Genomic DNA, 18,753 nt, shown 5'->3' with positions numbered 1-18,753 from the left:
ATGAGCCTCGGCCTACCCAGCCGGACCCATCCCGTTCACATCGCTGTCATCTTCCTTTTCGCGCTCGCGCATATCGAGCGCAAGCACACGCCCGACATCGCGCACGAATGCTTCCATGACCGCGAGACTTTCCAGGCTGCCCGGCACGCAATCTTCGGGATTCATCTTTCCCTGTGCGCGCCTGATCGCACGGATGCTGGCCTCCAGCGCCCGTGCTTCTGCCCAGATCGGATCGTGTGGAGGGGGTTTGGGTTGTTCGTGCGCCATGCATGGATTTTCGGCGGCCGGCTTACAAACTTTAGCGGCCACGCACGATTTCTCTAATGTGAACAGACCCTAGGGCGCAGCCTTCGCAATCAGGTCCTGCAGACGGGCCATCGAGCGCCCATCCAGTGGATGCACCTCGCAACCCACGCGGCTCCATCCTCTTTCCTGATCTTCGGTGATCCAGCGGACATCCAGCGCGACGGCCAGCACAATTTCGCCTTCGTCGTCGATCGGCGCCGACTGCAGCCAGCCCGAGACCGTCTCTCCCCGAAAGAGCAGACCGTTGCGCGCGTGCAGGAGCGCCCCGCGCGAGCTGAGGTCGGCGACCTGCGCGAGCGCCCTGCCGTCCTTGTTCAGAAGCAGCGGGGCGAACAACAGCGGCGTTCGGACCTCCCGACGCATATCCAGTCCACTTCGCATACGCATGACACCCGTTCGAACGTTTCGTTTTTATTGAGGGTCGGGATTCTAACGTGCCTGTGGCAGCGTGACGGGGGTAGCGCGCGCATTACGTTCACGCAAACGTTTGATTCAATCAATCGGAATACGCGGCGGCACCCGGCTTTTTCGCCGGGGCCATCCGCGCCGCGTTCGAGCGCTCATTGGCTCGTTCAGTGGCCCGCATAAATCGACCGTCCACCAACGCTGGCCACGATCGGAGCGCCCGCGTCCGAGCTGCCCGTCATCGCCACGCCGCCCACCGCCGTGCTGCCCGGCGCGGCCTGCTGTGCCGTCTGCGCCTGCTCCTGAGCGACGATCGCCTCCGCGTGCTGAATGTCGTCCGGATAGTTGAGATCGTTGGCCGTCGGACGGTACCCCGTCTGCTCCAGTCGCACGAGATCGGCAACGACCTGCGCACGCGTGACCGGCGTGTTGGCAGGGGTAGCGCTTTGTGCGAAAGCGGCAGCCGGAGCGGCCAGAGCGCAGGCAACGAGCAAAGTGGAAACGAGTGCTTTCATGATGTTCACCTCTCAATGAATGGCCGCTGCATCGGGAAGCGATGCCGTCTTGGCCGCCCTCGGCAATGTCGCGAAGGTTGACTGCATTCTGGCCGCGCGGCGCTGACCCAATGCTGACCTGCCGATTACGAGTTCGTTATCTGGGCGCGACGCACGCACAGCGGCGAACCATCCTTCGCGTCAAAGATGACAAATCCGTAATGTCGAGGTCAGCACCGGGTAAGCGCGCCCTCCCGATACTTGCGCCAATCCTGCCCCAACCCGGACACCGTCATGTGGATCGTCAAACTGGCTCTCAGGCGGCCTTACACGTTCATCGTGCTGGCCGTACTGCTCTTCATCCTCGGGCCGCTTGCCATCATGCGCACGCCCACGGACATTTTTCCGAACATCAATATCCCCGTGGTCAGCATCGTCTGGACCTACAACGGCTTCTCCGCCGAGGACATGGCGCACCGCATCACCTCGAACTACGAGCGCGCCCTGACCTCCGACGTGGACGACATCGAGCACATCGAATCGCAGTCGCTCAACGGCGTCTCGGTCGTGAAAGTGTTCTTCCATCCCGGCGCGGACATCAACCGCGCCATTGCGCAAGCGGCGTCGAACTCCGCTTCGATCCTGCGCATCCTGCCGCCGGGCACGCTGCCGCCGAACATCATCACGTACAACGCCTCGACGGTGCCGGTGCTGCAACTGGGGCTCTCCAGCGCGACACTGCCCGAGCAGTCGCTCTACGACCTCGGCAACAGCTTTATCCGCACGCAGCTGGCCACCGTCCAGGGCGCGGCCGTGCCGCTGCCTTATGGCGGCAAGATCCGCCAGATCATGGTGCAGCTCGATCCGAAAGCGCTGCAGGCAAAAGGGCTCGCGCCCGCCGACGTCGTGAACGCCGTGAACGCCCAGAACCTCATCCTGCCCGGCGGCACGGCCAAGATCGGTTCGCGCGAATACAACGTGGAGATGAACGGCAGCACGCAAACCGTTGCGGCGCTCAACGATCTGCCCATCAAGACCGTGAACGGTAGCGTGGTCTACGTGCGCGACGTGGCGCATGTGATCGACGGCTACGCGCCGCAAACGAATATCGTGCGCGCGGACGGCAAACGCGCGGCACTCCTTACCGTCGAGAAAACCGGCAGCGCCTCGACGCTGACGATCATCCAGCAAGTGAAGGCGATGCTGCCGAAGATCGCAGCCGGCCTGCCGAAAGCGCTCAAGATCACGCCGCTCTCCGACCAGTCCGTATTCGTGAAGTCGGCAATCTCGGGCGTGGTGCGTGAAGCGCTCATCGCGGCCTGCCTCACCGCCGCGATGATCCTGCTTTTTCTCGGCAGCTGGCGCGCCACGCTCATCATCGCCGTGACGATTCCGCTGGCCGTGCTCACCTCGCTCATCGCGCTCGCGGCGCTCGGCGAAACCATCAATATCATGACGCTCGGCGGCCTTGCGCTCGCCGTCGGCATACTCGTTGACGACGCAACCGTCGCTATCGAGAACATCACGCATCATCTGGAGCGCGGCGCGCCGCTGCACGACGCCATTCTCAACGGTTCCGGCGAAATTGCCGTGCCGACCTTCGTTTCGACGCTCTCCATCTGTATCGTGTTCGTGCCGATGTTCCTGCTTTCGGGCGTCGCGCGCTATCTCTTCGTGCCGCTCGCCGAAGCCGTGGTGTTCGCCATGTGCGCGTCGTACTTCTTCTCGCGCACGCTCATTCCCACGCTCGCCATGTACCTGCTGCGCGCGCGCACGCCGGGCGCGGCGCCCTCGCGCGGCATTGCCGGCGTATTGACGCGCTTTCAGGCGGGCTTCGAACATCGCTTCGAAGCGGTGCGCAACCGTTATCGCACACTGCTTCAGGTGGCCATTGCACGGCGTCGCCGTTTCGTCGTGCTGTGGGTCGCGCTCTGCATCGGCTCGCTCGTGCTCGTGCCGTTCACGGGCCGCGACTTCTTTCCTGCCGTCGATACCGGTGAAATCCGGCTGCATCTGCGCGCGCCCACCGGCACGCGCATCGAGGAAACGGCCCGCATTACCGATGAAGTCGAAGCGAAGATCCGCAGCGTGATTCCGCCCGCCGAACAGGCCGCGGTGCTCGACAACATCGGCGTGCCGGTGAGCGGCATCAACCTCACGTACGACTCGTCGGACCCTATCGGCCCCGCCGATGCGGACATCCTCATCACGCTCGCGCCGAATCACAAGCCCACCGCGCAATATGTCGCGAAGCTGCGCAACGTGCTCAACGCCTCGTTTCCGGGCGTGACGTTCGCGTTCCTGCCTGCCGATATCGTGAGCCAGATCCTGAACTTCGGCCTGCCTGCCCCCATCGACGTGCAGATCGTCGGCAACAAGCTCGCGCAGAACCGCGTGGTGGCGAACCGCCTGCTCGACGAAATGCGCGGCGTGCGCGGCCTCGTCGACGCGCGCATCCAGCAGCCCGGCGACGCGCCCACCATCAACGTGAATGTGGACCGCACGAAGGCGCTGCAAGCGGGCCTCACGCAGCACGACGTGGCGCAAAACCTGCTCATCGCGCTCTCGGGCAGCTCGCAAACCACGCCCAACTTCTGGCTCGATCCCAAGAACGGCGTGAGCTACCCGCTCGTGACCGAGGTGCCGCAGTACGACATTCACTCGCTGCAAACGCTCACCAATATTCCGGTGACGACGTCGCAATCCGTCACGTTTACGCCGCAGAGCCAGTTGGGCACGCTCGGCACCGTCACGCGCAGCGAGCAGGAGGCCGTGGTCTCGCACTACAACGTGCAGCCCGTGCTCGACATCTTCGCTTCGACGCAAGGGCGGGATCTTGGCGGCGTCGCTTCCGACGTGAACCGTCTCGTCAACGCGGCGCGCGCGCAATTGCCGCCGGGCTCGTCGATCGTGATGCGCGGCCAGGTGCAGTCGATGAACGCGTCGTTCAGCGGCCTCGCAGCGGGACTCGTGTTCGCCATCGCGCTCGTCTACCTGCTGATGGTCGTGAACTTCCAGTCGTGGCTCGACCCGCTCATCATCGTGAGCGGCCTGCCGGCCTCGCTCGCCGGCATCGCGTGGATGCTGTTCGTCACGCAAACCACGCTCAGCGTGCCGGCGCTCACCGGAACGATTCTCTGCATGGGGATTGCCACGGCGAACAGCATTCTCGTCATCAATACGGCGCGCGAATCGCTCGCCGCGGGCATGGAGCCGCTCACGGCCGCGCTCGACGCGGGCTTCAACCGCTTTCGCCCGGTGCTCATGACAGCGCTTGCCATGCTGATCGGCATGCTGCCGATGGCGTTGGGGCTCGGCGACGGCGGCGAACAGAACGCGCCGCTCGGGCGCGCCGTGATCGGCGGCCTCGCCATCGGCACGCTTTCCACGCTCGTATTCGTGCCGGTCGTGTTCGGCATGGTGCATGGCTGGCTCGCGAAACGCCGCGCCGCGCGCGACGACGCCAGCGACGCTGCGCAAGCCGGTGCAACCACTCACGTTGAATAAGGACTCCAGAATGAACCCGCTCACTCCGCGCGAGCATCGCGACAGCCCGGCGCAACCGGCCGCATCCGCCAGCGCCGTCGGGGCCGCACGCAAGCGCACGACCGTCGTCATCGGCCTCACCTGCCTCGCCATCGCCGCAACGCTCCTCACAGCGGGCATCGCGCCACGGCTCGAAGCGCGCACGGCGCAAGCGCGGCAGGTCGCGGCGCAACGCGAGCTGATCGTCTCCACCCTCACGCCAACGCGCGCGCCCGCCACGCAGGACCTGCTGCTGCCCGGCTCGATCATGTCGTGGGCCGACGCCTCGATCTATGCGCGCACGAGCGGCTACGTGCAGCACTGGTACACGGATATCGGCGCGCACGTGAAGGCCGGCCAGACGCTCGCGCAGATCGACACGCCCGAACTCGACGCGCAACTCCAGCAGGCGCGCGCCGACGAAGCGACGGCGCAGGCCAACTATCGCTTCGCGAGCAGCACGGCGCAGCGCTGGCAGACGATGTTGCAGACGCAATCGGTTTCCGATCAGGACGCCCAGGCGAAAACGAGCGACGCCGCCGCGAAACTCGCTACGCTGCAGGCCGCGCAGGCCAACGTGGCGCGGCTCCAGGAGCTCGTTTCGTACCAGAACGTGACGGCGCCCTTCGACGGCGTGATTACCGCGCGCAACGTGCAGGTGGGCGCGCTCGTCACGGCGGGCGGCACGCCCGGGCTCGCCACCATGCCCGGCGAGTTATTCCACATCGCACAGACCGACCGGCTGCGCGTATACGTGGACGTGCCGCAGGACGACGCGAGTCTCGTCACGCCGGGCACGACCGTCTGGTTGACGACTCAACAATATCCGGGACGCCGTTTCGACGCGAGCGTCGCGCGCAGTTCGAACGTGATCGACCCCGTGAGCCGCACGTTGCGCGTGGAAGTCGATGTGGACAACCACGACGGCGCGCTGATGCCCGGTGCCTACGCGCAGGTGCATCTTGCGCTCACGGCAGCCGCGCCAGCGCTCGAATTGCCCGTGAGCGCGCTGCTGTTCCGCCCGGACGGCGTGACAGTCGCGGTGGTCGACGCCAAAAACACGGTGCAATTACGCAAGGTGACCATAGGCCGCGATTTCGGCACGTATGTGGAGATCGCGACGGGCCTCACGCCCGCTGACCGCGTCATCGACAACCCCGGCGACGCCATTGCCAGCGGCCAGCGCGTGCGCGTCGCGGCGACCTCGACGCCAGCGAAAGCGTAAGCGAGGCTCATCATGTTCGAACGCCCTTTGCCTGCGCTGCGCCGGATCGCCGTGGCCTGCACGGCGGCATCCCTCACCGCGTGCACCACGTTGCCGCATTACAGCGTGCCCTCGGCCGATGTCCCCGCGCACTACGCCACCCAAACCACACCACCCTTGGCAACGCCCGGCTGGAACGTCGCCGCGCCCGGCGACGCCGAACCGCGCGGTCCCTGGTGGACCCTCTTCGGCGACAACGATCTCGACCGGCTCGAAGCCTGCGTCGATGTGTCGAACCAGAGCGTGCGCCAGGCCGTCGCCAATCTCGAAGCCGCGCGCGCGATGATCGACTATCAACGCGCGGGTTATGCGCCTGTCGTCACGGCGGGCGTGGCGGCGCAGCGCTACCGGACCTCGCAGAATCTCGTGGACCATTCGCTTGCGGGCAAAACGATTCCCGACTATTCGACGGGGCTCACGGCAAGCTGGGAACCCGATTTGTTCGGGCGCGTGAAGGATGCCACCACCGAAGCGCACGCCAACGCGCAGGCCACGCAAGCCGACCTCGAATCGGTGCGCCTTTCGATGACAAGCCAGCTTGCTACGGACTACTTCGATTTGCGTTCGCTCGACCGCCAGAAGAAGCTGCTCGACGACACCGTGACCGCGTACACCGCCGCGCTGCGCATCGTGCAGCAGCAGTTAGCCGATGGCGCAATTGACGCTTCCGCCGTCGCCCAGGCGCAAACGCAGCTCGAAAGTGCGCGCACGGCCGACAGCGACATCGACGTGCAGCGCACGCAACGCGAGCACGCCATCGCCACCTTGATCGGCGTACCCGCTTCGACGTTCAGCCTTCCGCCGCGCGTCGATCCTGTTGTCGTGCCGTCCATCCCCGCAGGCGTGCCCTCGGCGCTGCTCGAACGGCGTCCCGATATCGCCGCTGCAGAACGGCGCGTGGCGGCGGCCAATGCAAGAATCGGCGAAGCGCACGCGGCCTTTTACCCCGACCTCACGCTCTCCGCCACGGCGGGCCTCGAAAGCACGTTCTTTGCGCCGTGGCTCAGTGCGCCGAGCCTTTTCTGGTCGCTCGGTTCGCAACTCGCGGGCACGCTTTTCGACGGCGGCCGGCGTGACGCCACGCTCAAAGGCGCGAACGCGCAATACGACGCCGCCGTGGCCGGTTACCGGCAAACCGTGCTCACAGCGTTCCAGCAAGTGGAGGACAACCTCAGCGCGCTCGACACGCTGGCCAGCGAAGCGCAAAGCCAGCAACGCGCGAGCGCCGCCGCGCAACTCTCGCTCAAGCTGACCACCAACCGCTATCAGGCGGGCGCGGTGAACTATCTTGATGTCGTAACAGCGCAGACCATCGCGCTCTCGAACGAACGCAACGAGGAGCAAATCGCCGGAAGAAGGCTCGATGCGAGCGTGCAACTGCTGGAGGCGCTTGGCGGCGGCTGGGACCGCGCGGCGCTGCGCGACCTGAGCGCTAAGGGCGCGCGAACCTCAGGATGAACCGCGTACCCGCCGCGTCGCTTTCGGCCCGCGCCGAGCCGCCGTGCAGCGCCATGATCGTGCGCACGATCGCCAGCCCCAGACCCGCCGAGCCCCCCGCGCGCGGCTCGCTGTGCCGTGACGCATCGGCGCGATAGAAGCGGTCGAAAATGCGCTCCAGCAGCGCGGCGTCGATGGGCGCGCCAGGATTGGCCACCGTCACTTCGACGGCCGTCGGCGCCTCCTCGACGCTCATGGTGATTGCCGCGCCGCGCGGCGTATAGCGCAGCGCATTGGCGAGCAGGTTGCCCACGGCGCGCCGGAACAGTTCCTTGTCCGCGCGCAGGCGGCCCGCGCCCTGCACGCGGATCTGCACACCCGCCTCGTCCGCGAGTCCTTCGAAGTACTCGGCAATCTGGGTGAGCGCATCGCGCACGTCGAATTCCGCGAGCGTCGTCATGAATTGCGGGTGCTCCGCACGCGCAAGAAAGATCACGCTTTCGATCATGCGCGAAAGCCGTTCGCATTCCTCCAGATTCGATTCGAGCAGCGCCTCGTATTCGGCGGTGCTGCGCTCGCGCGCGAGCGCCACTTCGTTTGCGCCGCGCAGGTTGCCGAGCGGCGTGCGCATGTCATGCGCGAGATCCGCCGTGTATTGCGACATGCGCTCGAAGCCGCCGTGCAGGCGTTCGAGCATGGCGTTGAGCGACTTCGTGAGCGCTTCCAGTTCGCTTGGCGCGCCCTCGACTTCGATGGAGGTATCGAGCCGGTCCACCGTGACCATGGCCGCGCGCGCCGCCATCTCGCGCAGCGGGCGCAGCGACTCGCGCACGAGCAGCCAGCTCATGAGGAACGCGAGCAGCATGCCTGCAAGGCCGAAGCCATAGAGCCGCTCGCGATAATGGTCGAGCAGGCGCCAGCGGTCGGTCATGTCGCGCGCGATGACGATGGTGACCGGCGTGCCGTCCGCAAGCGCGGCGTCCGTGGCGAGCCCGCGCACCGGCACGCCGCGCGCGTTGCGCCACTCCACCACGTCGCCTTCGATGATGCGTTGCGCCGGGGGCAGGCGCCGGGCGAGCGCCGCTTCGGGAAACGCCGCGTCCGCGATGCCCGCCGTGTTGTGTTCAACGAGTTGCGCGCCGCCGGTGCCGAGAATTTCCATGGACAGCGCGGGGTTGCCGAGCACCTGGCTCGTAAGCCGCTCCGCATGTTCGCGCACGTCGTGCTCGCTGTGCAGCTCCTGCGCGAGGCGACGCGTATGCCGCGAAATCAGGACGATATCGAGGTCGTCCTGCTGCTTCACTTCGCGGTCCAGCGTGAAATAGAGCGTGCTGCCCACGAGCGCGAATACCGCGAGCGTCGTGCCCGCGAAACTCAGCGCAAGGCCGGTGGCGAGCGAGCGCACCGCCATGCGCGGCATCAGGCGTTCCCTTTGATTTCGGCGACGTAGCCCACGCCGCGCACCGTGTGGATCAGCTTGACGTCGAATGCGTCGTCCACCTTCGCGCGCAGGCGCCGGATCGCGACTTCCACGACGTTGGTGTCGCTGTCGAAGTTCATGTCCCACACGTAGGAGGCGATTTGCGTGCGCGTGAGCACTTCGCCCTGGCGGCGTACGAGCAGTTGCAGCAGCGAAAACTCCTTCGGCGTGAGGTCGATGCGCGCGGCCCCGCGTTTCACGCGCCGGCGCGTCACGTCCACTTCGAGGTCGCCGAGCATGAGCACGTCGCTCTCGCGCGGGGGGCCGCGGCGGGCCAGCGTGCGCACGCGCGCAAGCAGTTCCACGAACGCGAACGGCTTGACGAGGTAGTCGTCCGCGCCCAGCTCGAGGCCCTTCACGCGGTCGCTGATATCGTCGCGCGCGGTGAGGAAGAGCACCGGCGTGGTGTGCGTCGTGCGCAGCGTCTTGAGCACCGTCCAGCCGTCCATGGCCGGCAGCATCACGTCGAGCACGATCACGTCGTACGCAGCCTCCTTCGCGAGGATCAGGCCTTCGGCGCCGTCCGCGGCAACGTCCACGGCGTAGCCGGACTCTTCGAAGCCCTTCTTCAGGTACGCGCCGGTCTTCGGCTCGTCTTCGATCACAAGAATGCGCATCGCCGTTCAACTCTGAGTGTGTCCGGCTCAATTGTATGCGCTCCGTCGCTTGCTGCGCGTCTACCGGGACCGCCGGACGATTGCCCGTTGCATTTCGAACGGTCGTATCGAATCTGCTTCGCGAGGCTTGCGAATCACTTATCGGGCGTTGAGCAGGCAAACGCGCGCCGAAACGGCTTGCGCGCTTCTCTTGTCTGGTCGAGAGCCTTATGCCGTGGGCGTTTGCGCTTCTGCCCCGCTGCGCACGCCGTTGCGCTTCGCTGCGTTTATCGCCTCGCCGCCCGCCAGCGATGGTTTCTGGCTGCGAATCGCCCCATTCATGATCGGGAACGCCAGCCGATAAGCAGCGAACGACCGAACTAGCCAGTCAAGAACAAAGGAGACCGCGAGTGCACACTGAACCATCGACCCAGCCGAACCGTCACGGAGAAGCCGCTCTCCCGCCCGGAAAACTGCTCGTTTCCACAACCGACACGCGCGGCGTGATCACCTACTGCAACGACGCGTTGATCGAAGCCAGCGGCTTTACCCGCGAGGCGCTGATCGGGCAGCCGCATAGCGTCTTGCGCCATCCCGACATGCCGGCCGAAGTCTATCGCGACATGTGGGCCACGCTGAAAAAGCGCGAGCCGTGGATCGGCGTGCTGAAGAACCGCTTCAGCCATGGGCAGCCTTGCTGGGTGCAGATTGGCGTGACACCCATTGTCGAAGGTCAGCATGTCGTGGCGTACCGCGCCGTCCACACCGCCGCTTCGCGCGACCAGGTGCTCGCCGCCGAAGCGCTCTACGCCACCTTGCTCGCAGAGCAACGCGCCGGCCGGCACGCCCACCATCTGCAGGCAGGCGCGATCGTTCGCATCGACATGGCGGGACGGCTTTCGCGCTTCGTGCATCCCACCATGAAGACGCAGACCTACCTGCTCACGAGCGGTCTCGCGGCGGCCGGCCTGGTCACGGGGGTCATCATCGACGGCGGCGCATCGTCGATCACGCCCGTGCGCACGGCGATCGGCCTTGCGGCCTGTGCCGCGTTCGGCGTGCTGGCCGAATACCGCATGCGCTTCATGTTCATCTACCCGTTGCGCCGCCTGCTCGGCGCGGCCACACGGCTCGCCATGGGCGACCTCACGCAGAAGGTCGAGAACACCTGGAAGCCTACCGGCGTGGTCGGCAAGCTCGAACAATCGGTCAACCAGGTCAGCCTGAACATGCGCGCAATCGTCGGCGATGCGCGCGACCAGATGGCGCGCATGAGCGCGGCCACGGTAACCGTGTCCGAAGGCAGCCGGAAGCTTTCGGCGCGAGCCGAATCGCAGGCGGCGAGCCTCGAGCAATCCGCGGCTTCGATGCAGCATATTGCGGCCAACGTGCGGCAAACCGCCGATGCGGCGCGGCAGGCCGCCACGAGCGCGGGCCAGGCGCGCGCCATTACCGAAGACAGCGGCCGCGCCGTGGAAGCCATGACGGTGACGATGCAAGGCATTACCGAGGCCTCGCGCAAGATCGGCGAGATCATTCAGGTGATCGAAGGGATTTCCTTCCAGACCAATATTCTCGCGCTCAACGCCGCCGTGGAAGCGGCGCGCGCAGGCGAGCATGGGCGCGGCTTCGCGGTGGTGGCGAGCGAGGTGCGCAATCTCGCCGGCCGCGCGGCCATGGCGGCCAAGGAGATCGCCGGTCTCATCGTCGACTCGACGCAAAAAGTTCAGGAAGGGTGTCAACTCACGGAAACGGCGCGCGAAAAGATGCAGCAGGCGGTTCAGGAGGTGCGCGACGTGAATGTACTCATCGACGAAATCAATATCGCGACCGGCGAGCAAAGCACGGGCATTGCCGAGATCAAGCAGGCTTTGGATCATATCGAAGCGCTCACGCAACAGGACAGCGCGCTCGTGAATCACTTTTCGATTTCCGCCAATACGCTCGGCAGGAATGCGGAAACCGTGATCGAGACGGTGGGGGCGTTCAGGATCTAACCCTGCTGCGTTCCTGCAGTCAACAAAAAACGGCGCGGCAGTGCAATTCGCACCGCCGCGCCGCTCAATCCAGCGCTGTTGCCAAATCAAAAACTTAGTGTGCCGCGCTCACCTGGGTAGCCGGTTCCGAATGACGCGCACGCTGCGAAACCAGAATCGCAATCGCCGCGAGCACGGCCGGTACGGCGAGCATCGCGAGGATCGCGGCGAATTCCCAGCCAAGGCCCAGCAGCGCGCCGCCGATGGCCGAGCCGAAAATGCTGCCGAAGCGGCCCATGCCCAGCATCCAGCTCACACCCGTTGCGCGCGCAACCGTCGGATAGCGGCCCGGTGCGTAGGCGTTCAGGCCGGTTTGCGCACCGCTCATGCAGAAGCCCGCGGCGAACACCAGCAGCGCGAGCGACGAGGAGAGCGCACCGACGCTGGCCAGCGCCAGCACGCAGATGCCGCCGCCGACATACGCCGCGCTGATCACACGCGCCGGACGCACCTTGTCCATGACCCAGCCCACCAGCACCGCGCCGATCGTGCCGCCGATCTGGAACATGGCCGTAACGTTCGCCGCCACCGTGATGGAGAGGCCCGCGTCCTTGATCAGCGTGGGCAGCCAGCCCGTGAGCAGATAGATCACGAGCAGGCCCATGAAATACGTGACCCACAGCGCGAGAGTCATCACGCCGTAGCCTTGCGAGAACAGCACGCCAATCGGCTTGCGCGTGGGCAGTGGCGGTTCCGTCGAGACGAAGTTCTCGTCGCCCGCGAAGTTGGCGCCGGTCACGCGGTTGAGCGTCGCGGCAATGCGCTGGCTCGTGGCGCCCCGCACGGCGAGCAAACGCGCCGATTCCGGCAGCAGCCAGGCCTGCAGCGGCACGAGTACGAGCGGGATGGCGCCGCCGAAGATCAGCACCGCGCGCCAGCCGTGGATCGGCACGAGCCAGCCCGCTGCGAAGCCGATCAACGCCGAGCCGAGGTTGAAGCCCGTGAACATGATCGTGATGAGCAGCGCGCGGCGGCGTTGCGGCGAGTACTCCGAGAGCAGCGTCGTGGAGTTCGGCATAGCCGCGCCAAGACCGATGCCGGTCAGCACACGCAGCACGGCCATGGAAACCGGCGACTGCGTGAACGCCGTGAGGATCGTGAACACGCCGAAGAGGAACACGGAGGTAATCAGCACCCACTTGCGGCCCACGCGGTCGGAGGCGGGACCGGCGGCCAGCGCGCCGATCACGAGGCCGATCGGCGCCGCGCTCATGACGAGCCCGAACTCGGGGCGCGAAATGCCCCACTCGTGAACGATGGAGGGCGCCACGAACCCCATGATGGCCACGTCCATGCCATCGGCGGTCACCGCGAGAAAGCACAGCGCCACCAGTAGCCACTGGTACGCCGAAATATGGCGTTCGTCGATGAACGCCTTGATATCGATTGTTTTGCTGCCAGACATCTGTCGTCTCCTGTCCGTTCTGTGGTCTGCCGCTCGCTCGTGCCCGAGTCGAATTTCTATGAACTGCTATCCGTCGGGGGCACGATAGGTGGCCAACCCCTCGCCTGAAAGTGCGGGTTAACCACATATTGGGTACATCCATGCCCGTTCGCATGGGCTATGGCGGCCTGCCCGCCCCTGCGCGATTGCCCTGGAAGCCGCGCCGCATAAAGGCTGGGCCGAATCGGCCCGCGCTTCGCCTGTCGCGGCCCGAGGCTCGATTCGAATCCAGCGCAATAAACAAAATCGATGCTCTCCGAAAGGATTCGCAAACGTGACGGACGATCGTGCGGGATTCAGTCGCCGCTACATCGCCTGAAGGCATGAACCGGCTCACCGCCATTGCCATGCGATTCATTTATCGAAACTCAAACGAAACCAGCCCCGAAGGGCTGGCCGGTTCAACTGCGAATCATGCGGTTGTTCCCGTTAAGGCGCGGCAACCCCCTGCGTCGTCGGCGTGTACGACGTATAGAAGCTCGAGCCCGCCCAGGTATGCGTGGGCTCGTTGTACAACGGTGCGCCCTGCGTCCAGTTGGCGCCGAGGTGCCAGTCGCCGGTGCCCGTGAACTGCGCCACGGCCGGGTACGGATACACGGGGCGGCTCGCCGTCACGTTGTTCGACGAATCGGTCTGGTACGTCATGACCGCGTTCGGCGCCGTGCCCTGCTCGGCCCACGCGGTGATCTGCGAGACGAGGTCGATGTTCGGGAAGCCTTCGCCGCCGCCGCAGTGCGCCACGCCTGGCACGAGGTAAAGGCGCGCGAAATTGCTCACGTTCGAGGGGCCCATCGTGTTCTGCATGGCCTCGTAGTACTGGATCGTGAAGAGCGGCGAAATATGTTGATCCGCCCAGCCGTGCCACAGGATCAGCTTGCCGCCTGCCTTGTTGAACGCGGAGAGGTCGGGGTTCGTCGCATCCATCAGCGGATGGTTGGCCTGCAGGTAGGTCGGGTAGAAGCTCGCGTCCGTGTAGCCGAAGGTGTCGATCGTCGGCATCATCGGCGAGCCCGTGAAGATCAGGTTATAGGCGCCCGTCACGATCATGTAGCTGAACAGGCTCTTCACCGAAACGGGCGCTGCCGTCGAGTTCGTCGTCGGCACTTCCACGCCTACCCAGTTCTCTTCCGAACCCATCTGCGGCGAGCCCGCCAGCATGCGCTCGCCGGTGGTCGCGTCCACCGGTCCGCCATAGATCTTGCTCGCGGTCGCGACTTCGGCGGCGGTCAGGCAGTTGCTCGTGTTCGTCGCGCCTTGTGCACACTGGATCGATGCGGGATCGAAATTGCAGGTGCGCGGATCGGCGATCAGTCCGTCGGGCACGCCCGCCTGGCCGCCGCATGCCGCCACGACGGCCTTGTGCAGCACGAGCGCCTTGTCGGCGTAGAGCGTGGCGTTGCCGGTGCTGTCACCGGTCGTGCTTTGCGACTCCACGCTCCAGCCGTGATACAGCGAGTTCTGGATCTGGAAGTGCGCCGCCGGAGCGCCCGCGACGATGCCGTTATAGTCGTTCGGGTAGCGTTGTGCCGCCATGAGCGCTTCGCGGCCACCGTCCGAGCAGCCGATGAAGTACGCGTACTTTTGCGCCTGCCCGTAGTAGGCCTTGATGAGCTTTTCGGCCGTGAGCGTGGTGATGTGCTGCCCGCGATACGCGAAATCAGCCTGTTTTTGCGGGTCCGTCGTCCATGTCGCGTCGTTGCCCGAGTGGCCCATGTCCGTCGCCGCCGTCACGAAGCCGCCTTCCTGCACGAGCGGGCACGTGTAGCTGAAGCTGAACGACGACTGCTGGGTCGGGTCGCTCACGTTGCCGCACAAGCCTCCGCAGCCCAGCGCCGCGAAGCGCTGCGTCCACGTGCTCACCGGCAGCGCCACTTCGAACGTATTCGAAGGCGCGAGCGTGCCCTTCACGGTACAGAAGCTGACCGAAGCCCCGTTGACGGTCGCCGTGGTCACGGCAGCCGACGTGATCGCGCTGCCCGAACCGCCGATATCGGAGATATCGACCGAAGCCAGCTTCGAACAATCCACTACGGGCGCCACGACTGCGAGCGGCGCTTTCGCGGCATCGCTGCTGCTGGTGCTGCCGCTGCTGCCACTGCCGCACGCAGCAACGAGCGTGGCCGCCGCGAAGATGGCGAAGAGGGAGAGCAGCGAGGCAGCACGAGCGCGAGCGCTCGTGAAAAGCCGCCGGGTATGCGGGTTTCTCATGCTTGCCTCCTGATGTTGTACGTAGGGGTGTTCTTCCGGTTCACTTTTCACGCCTCCAATTCTGTTTTCTGATTAGGATGTCTAATTAACGTAAACACGTAGATCGTGCGGCATGAGATGCCCGATCCAATCGCTTGATTGCTCCTTCTGTTTCTCTTATTGCTGTCTTGCTCGTGCCCTGCCGACCCGCTTACTGCCCGTACTGCGCGCCGCCTGCCGGCTCCATGCCGAACGCCCGCTTGGCCGCCTCGGCGCGCTCCGAACCCAGGAAGGCAAGGAAATCCGCTGCCGCCCGCTGCTGCCGGGACACCGCGCAGATCGCCGCGGAAAAGACCGTGACGAGTTGGGCGCCGGCGGGAAGCGGTCCGACCACGTCCACGCCCGGCACGTCCTTTAGCTCGCTCAATTGCTGGAACCCGATCTCGACCTCGCCATTCGCAATGAGGCTCGCCACCGGCACGCCCGGCGGCGCCAGCACGAGGCGCGGCCCGAGCGCTTCGGCCATGCCCCAGCGGTCGAGCAGGCCGAGCAAATGCTTGCCGCTAGGCCCCGTTGAATAGCCGATGCGCGCCGCGCGCAGCATCGTCTCGCGCAGGGCGGCTTGCGTGCCGATATCCGGGTGCGCCGTGCCTGTCGCGACGGCCGCCGCCATGCCGGAGCGCACGACGTCCGTGCGCGCGCCGACGAGATGCCCGGACGCCGCGAGGCGCTCGATTGCCGCCGAGGCCAGCACGGCGAAATCGAACGCGTCGCCCGCCTGCACCCGCCGCGCGGCATCCACGCCGCCAATCGCGGCAACCGTCACGCGCTGCCCCGTTTCGCGCGCGTATTGCTCGGCGAGACCCGCAAGCAGGAGGCGCGTCGCCATCGACCCGACACCCGCCAGCGCGGCGTTGCTTTTCACGTCTTCCTTGCTCATTGACTTTCGTATCGATCGGGAGAAAGCGAGGCCGCCTGATCTTGCGCCTCGCCGGTAGTGCATGGCACGGGGGCCACCGCGTGTGCGCTCACAAGCCCTTTGCCTTGAGCCGCGCGTCCAGACGCGGATACACACGCCGCGCGTTGCCTTCGTAGATCTTGTAGCGGTCCGCTTCGTCGACATGCGCGGCTTCGATATAGCGCTTCGTGTCGTCGAAATAGTGGCCAGTCTCAGGGTCGATGCCGCGCACCGCACCGATCATCTCGCTCGCGAACAGGATGTTGTCCACGGGAATCACACGCGTGAGCAGGTCGATGCCGGGTTGGTGATACACACAGGTGTCGAAGAACACGTTGTTCAGCAGATGCTCCTGGAGCGGCGGCTTCTTCAGCTCCTGCGCGAGGCCCCGAAAGCGTCCCCAGTGGTAGGGCACCGCGCCGCCACCGTGCGGAATCACAAAGCGCAGCGTGGGGAAATCGCGGAACAGGTCTGAGGTCAGGCACTGCATGAAGGCGGTCGTATCCGCGTTCAGGTAGTGTGCGCCCGTGGTGTGGAAGCACGCGTTGCAGCTCGTGCTCACGTGGATCATCGCGGGAATGTCGTATTCGACCAGCTTCTCGTAGATCGGGTACCAGTGACGGTCCGAAAGCGGCGGGCTCGTCCAGTGGCCGCCCGAGGGATCGGGATTCAGGTTGACCGCCACGTTGCCGTACTGCTCCACGCATTTGACGAGTTCCTCGACGCACGTGGCGGGGTCGACGCCCGGGCTTTGCGGCAGCATCGCGGCCGGCACGAAATGATCGGGGAAAAGCTCGCTCACGCGGTGGCACAGCTCGTTGCAGATCGCCGCCCACGTGCTCGACACCTGGAAGTCGCCGATATGGTGGGCCATGAAACTCGCGCGCGGACTGAAGATCGTCAGATCGAGACCGCGCTCGCGCATCAGCTTCAGCTGATTGAGTTCGACCGTTTCGCGCAATTCGTCGTCGCCAATCTTCAGCTCCGCTGCCTTCGGCATTTCGGACGGATTGGCGATGCCCGCTATCTGGCGTTTGCGCCACGCCTCCAGCGCTGTGGGCGCCGTGGTGTAGTGGCCATGAATGTCGATGATCATTGGGACCTCTGCTGCTGATTCGAATCGTTGCGCTACGGTACGAATTGGCCCCACCGCGCTAGTAGCCAGGGCAACTACCTAGATTGCGCGAAAAACGTCGCTCATGCCAATAAACGGGTGCGGCAGCGGGCGGCCGGGAAGGCCGGAAACCACAGACGCCTAGGGCTTTGCGCGGGGCCCCATGGCCCCAAAGATGCGTCGCCTTGTTTTCAAAGCACCGATAAATAAAACGAATGCCTCGATAAACATCTGGTAAGCGATGGAGGGAATTCGAAGGGCACCAGGGGGCGGCCGGTGCACGGTGGCGAATTCGCTCATAATGGCCAGTTCTTTGGTCTGACATCGTGCGGATGAACCATCATGCATATCGACCGATTCGAAATTGGCGTTCCCGATGAGGCAATCGACGACCTGCGCGCACGCCTGCGCGCCACACGCTGGGCCAACGCCACGCCCGCGCCGGCGTGGCAGCAAGGAGCAGACCATGCCTGGCTGCGTGAACTCGTCGCGTATTGGGCAGACGAATACGACTGGCGCGCGGCCGAACGCGCGCTGAACCAGCTGCCGCAGTTCATGGCGGAGGTCGGTGGCGAGGGTGGCGCAGCCGGCCAACGCGTGCACTTCGTGCATCGGCGCGGCGCGGGCCCGAAGCCCTACCCGCTCGTGATCACGCACGGCTGGCCAGGCTCGTTCTTCGAATTCCACGCGCTGCTCGACCGGTTGTGTGACCCGGCCGCCTTCGGCGCCGACCCGGCCGACGCGTTCGACGTCGTCGCCCCGTCGCTGCCGGGCTTCGCCTTTTCGCCCGCTCCGGCTGCGCCCGGTTCGTCCGCGTGGCAGGTGGCAGACCTGTGGGCGGCACTCATGCGCGGTCTCGGCTACGAGAGCTTCGGCGCCCAAGGCGGCGACCTTGGCGCGGGTGTGTCTATCGCACTGGCTGCGCGGCACAGCCAGGCCGTGGAGGGCATCCACCTGAACTTCCTGCCCTCTTCGTACGAACCCACAGTCGATGCCGCGCTCACCCCGGAGGAACAGGACTATCTGCGCGAAAAGGCGGACTGGGCGGCGCTGGAGGGCGGATATGCGCATATGCACGCCACGAAGCCGCAAACCGCGGCGGCGGCGCTCAACGACTCGCCCGCGGGGCTTGCCGCGTGGATCGGCGAAAAGTTTCGCGCATGGAGCGACTGTGGCGGGGTAATCGAGCGCCGGTTCTCGAAGGACACCTTGCTGACGGACCTTTCGTTGTACTGGTTCGCGGGCAGCATTGGCACGTCCATGCAGATGTATTGGGAAAACCGGCTCCAGCCGTTTCGTTTCGCGGCCGGGCAACGCGTGGCGCCGCCCGTTGCGTTCGCGCGCTTTCCCAAGGAGATCAATCACCCGCCGCGCTCGTGGGTCGAGCGCGTGTTCAATGTCGTGCAATGGACCGACATGCCGCGCGGCGGCCATTTCGCCGCCATGGAAGAACCCGACCTTCTCGCCGCCGATATGCGCCGCTTTTTCAAACGGTTCCGCGAGTGAG

Annotated in this window: 14 protein-coding genes; 5 read left to right on the top strand and 9 right to left on the bottom strand. The window is 65.5% G+C overall.

The annotated features are described in order from the left end of the window. Positions 1 to 12: 12 nt before the first annotated feature. The 3 genes from FAZ97_RS26290 to FAZ97_RS26280 all read right to left on the bottom strand — a co-directional run bounded on the left by FAZ97_RS26290 (position 13) and on the right by FAZ97_RS26280 (position 1,226). Positions 13 to 267: a hypothetical protein gene (locus tag FAZ97_RS26290; RefSeq protein ID WP_158761434.1), complete on the bottom strand. Its 255-nt coding sequence runs from the start codon at positions 265 to 267 to the stop codon at positions 13 to 15. 69 nt (positions 268 to 336) lie between these two features. Beyond that, on the bottom strand, positions 337 to 642 hold the full coding sequence (locus FAZ97_RS26285; RefSeq protein ID WP_158761433.1) for a PilZ domain-containing protein: 306 nt from the start codon (positions 640 to 642) through the stop codon (positions 337 to 339). 236 nt (positions 643 to 878) lie between these two features. Further along, positions 879 to 1,226, bottom strand: a complete 348-nt coding sequence (locus FAZ97_RS26280; protein ID WP_158761432.1) for a DUF4148 domain-containing protein — start codon at positions 1,224 to 1,226, stop codon at positions 879 to 881. A gap of 273 nt (positions 1,227 to 1,499) precedes the next feature. Between FAZ97_RS26280 and FAZ97_RS26275 the strand changes: the two genes are divergently transcribed. Genes FAZ97_RS26275 through FAZ97_RS26265 form a run of 3 tightly spaced genes read left to right on the top strand, consistent with a single transcriptional unit; the run spans position 1,500 to position 7,452 of the window. After that, on the top strand, positions 1,500 to 4,712 hold the full coding sequence (locus FAZ97_RS26275) for an efflux RND transporter permease subunit (protein ID WP_158761431.1): 3,213 nt from the start codon (positions 1,500 to 1,502) through the stop codon (positions 4,710 to 4,712). A gap of 10 nt (positions 4,713 to 4,722) precedes the next feature. Then, complete coding sequence (locus FAZ97_RS26270; protein WP_158761430.1) at positions 4,723 to 5,955, top strand: efflux RND transporter periplasmic adaptor subunit; 1,233 nt, start codon at positions 4,723 to 4,725, stop codon at positions 5,953 to 5,955. Between the two features lie 12 nt (positions 5,956 to 5,967). Continuing rightward, a complete protein-coding gene (locus FAZ97_RS26265) occupies positions 5,968 to 7,452 on the top strand; it encodes an efflux transporter outer membrane subunit (RefSeq protein WP_158761429.1) in 1,485 nt (494 codons plus the stop codon). Here FAZ97_RS26265 and FAZ97_RS26260 read toward each other — a convergent pair. Then, positions 7,427 to 8,842, bottom strand: coding sequence for a heavy metal sensor histidine kinase (locus FAZ97_RS26260; RefSeq protein ID WP_158762423.1), 1,416 nt, complete (start codon positions 8,840 to 8,842; stop codon positions 7,427 to 7,429). The genes FAZ97_RS26265 and FAZ97_RS26260 overlap by 26 nt on opposite strands. A gap of 8 nt (positions 8,843 to 8,850) precedes the next feature. Continuing rightward, on the bottom strand, positions 8,851 to 9,528 hold the full coding sequence (locus tag FAZ97_RS26255) for a heavy metal response regulator transcription factor (RefSeq protein ID WP_158761428.1): 678 nt from the start codon (positions 9,526 to 9,528) through the stop codon (positions 8,851 to 8,853). Positions 9,529 to 9,917: 389 nt separating this feature from the next. On the opposite strand from FAZ97_RS26255, the gene FAZ97_RS26250 reads away from it, so the two are divergent. Further along, on the top strand, positions 9,918 to 11,504 hold the full coding sequence (locus FAZ97_RS26250) for a methyl-accepting chemotaxis protein (RefSeq protein WP_158761427.1): 1,587 nt from the start codon (positions 9,918 to 9,920) through the stop codon (positions 11,502 to 11,504). A 94-nt stretch (positions 11,505 to 11,598) separates the two neighbouring features. Here FAZ97_RS26250 and FAZ97_RS26245 read toward each other — a convergent pair whose 3' ends face one another. From FAZ97_RS26245 to FAZ97_RS26230, 4 genes are all read right to left on the bottom strand, one after another. Continuing rightward, positions 11,599 to 12,948: an MFS transporter gene (locus tag FAZ97_RS26245; protein WP_158761426.1), complete on the bottom strand. Its 1,350-nt coding sequence runs from the start codon at positions 12,946 to 12,948 to the stop codon at positions 11,599 to 11,601. Positions 12,949 to 13,416: 468 nt separating this feature from the next. After that, positions 13,417 to 15,195, bottom strand: coding sequence for a tannase/feruloyl esterase family alpha/beta hydrolase (locus FAZ97_RS26240; RefSeq protein ID WP_158761425.1), 1,779 nt, complete (start codon positions 15,193 to 15,195; stop codon positions 13,417 to 13,419). Between the two features lie 190 nt (positions 15,196 to 15,385). Beyond that, positions 15,386 to 16,114, bottom strand: coding sequence for a substrate-binding domain-containing protein (locus FAZ97_RS26235; RefSeq protein WP_158761424.1), 729 nt, complete (start codon positions 16,112 to 16,114; stop codon positions 15,386 to 15,388). Positions 16,115 to 16,202: 88 nt separating this feature from the next. Next, positions 16,203 to 17,228, bottom strand: coding sequence for an amidohydrolase family protein (locus FAZ97_RS26230; RefSeq protein ID WP_158761423.1), 1,026 nt, complete (start codon positions 17,226 to 17,228; stop codon positions 16,203 to 16,205). 360 nt (positions 17,229 to 17,588) lie between these two features. Here FAZ97_RS26230 and FAZ97_RS26225 point away from each other — a divergent pair, with 360 nt between their 5' ends. Continuing rightward, positions 17,589 to 18,752, top strand: a complete 1,164-nt coding sequence (locus tag FAZ97_RS26225; RefSeq protein WP_158761422.1) for an epoxide hydrolase family protein — start codon at positions 17,589 to 17,591, stop codon at positions 18,750 to 18,752. Position 18,753 lies beyond the last annotated feature (1 nt).

Source organism: Paraburkholderia acidiphila, assembly GCF_009789655.1.
GTDB classification, from domain to species: Bacteria; Pseudomonadota; Gammaproteobacteria; order Burkholderiales; family Burkholderiaceae; genus Paraburkholderia; species Paraburkholderia acidiphila.
This window is presented reverse-complemented; position numbering and strand designations above follow the sequence as displayed.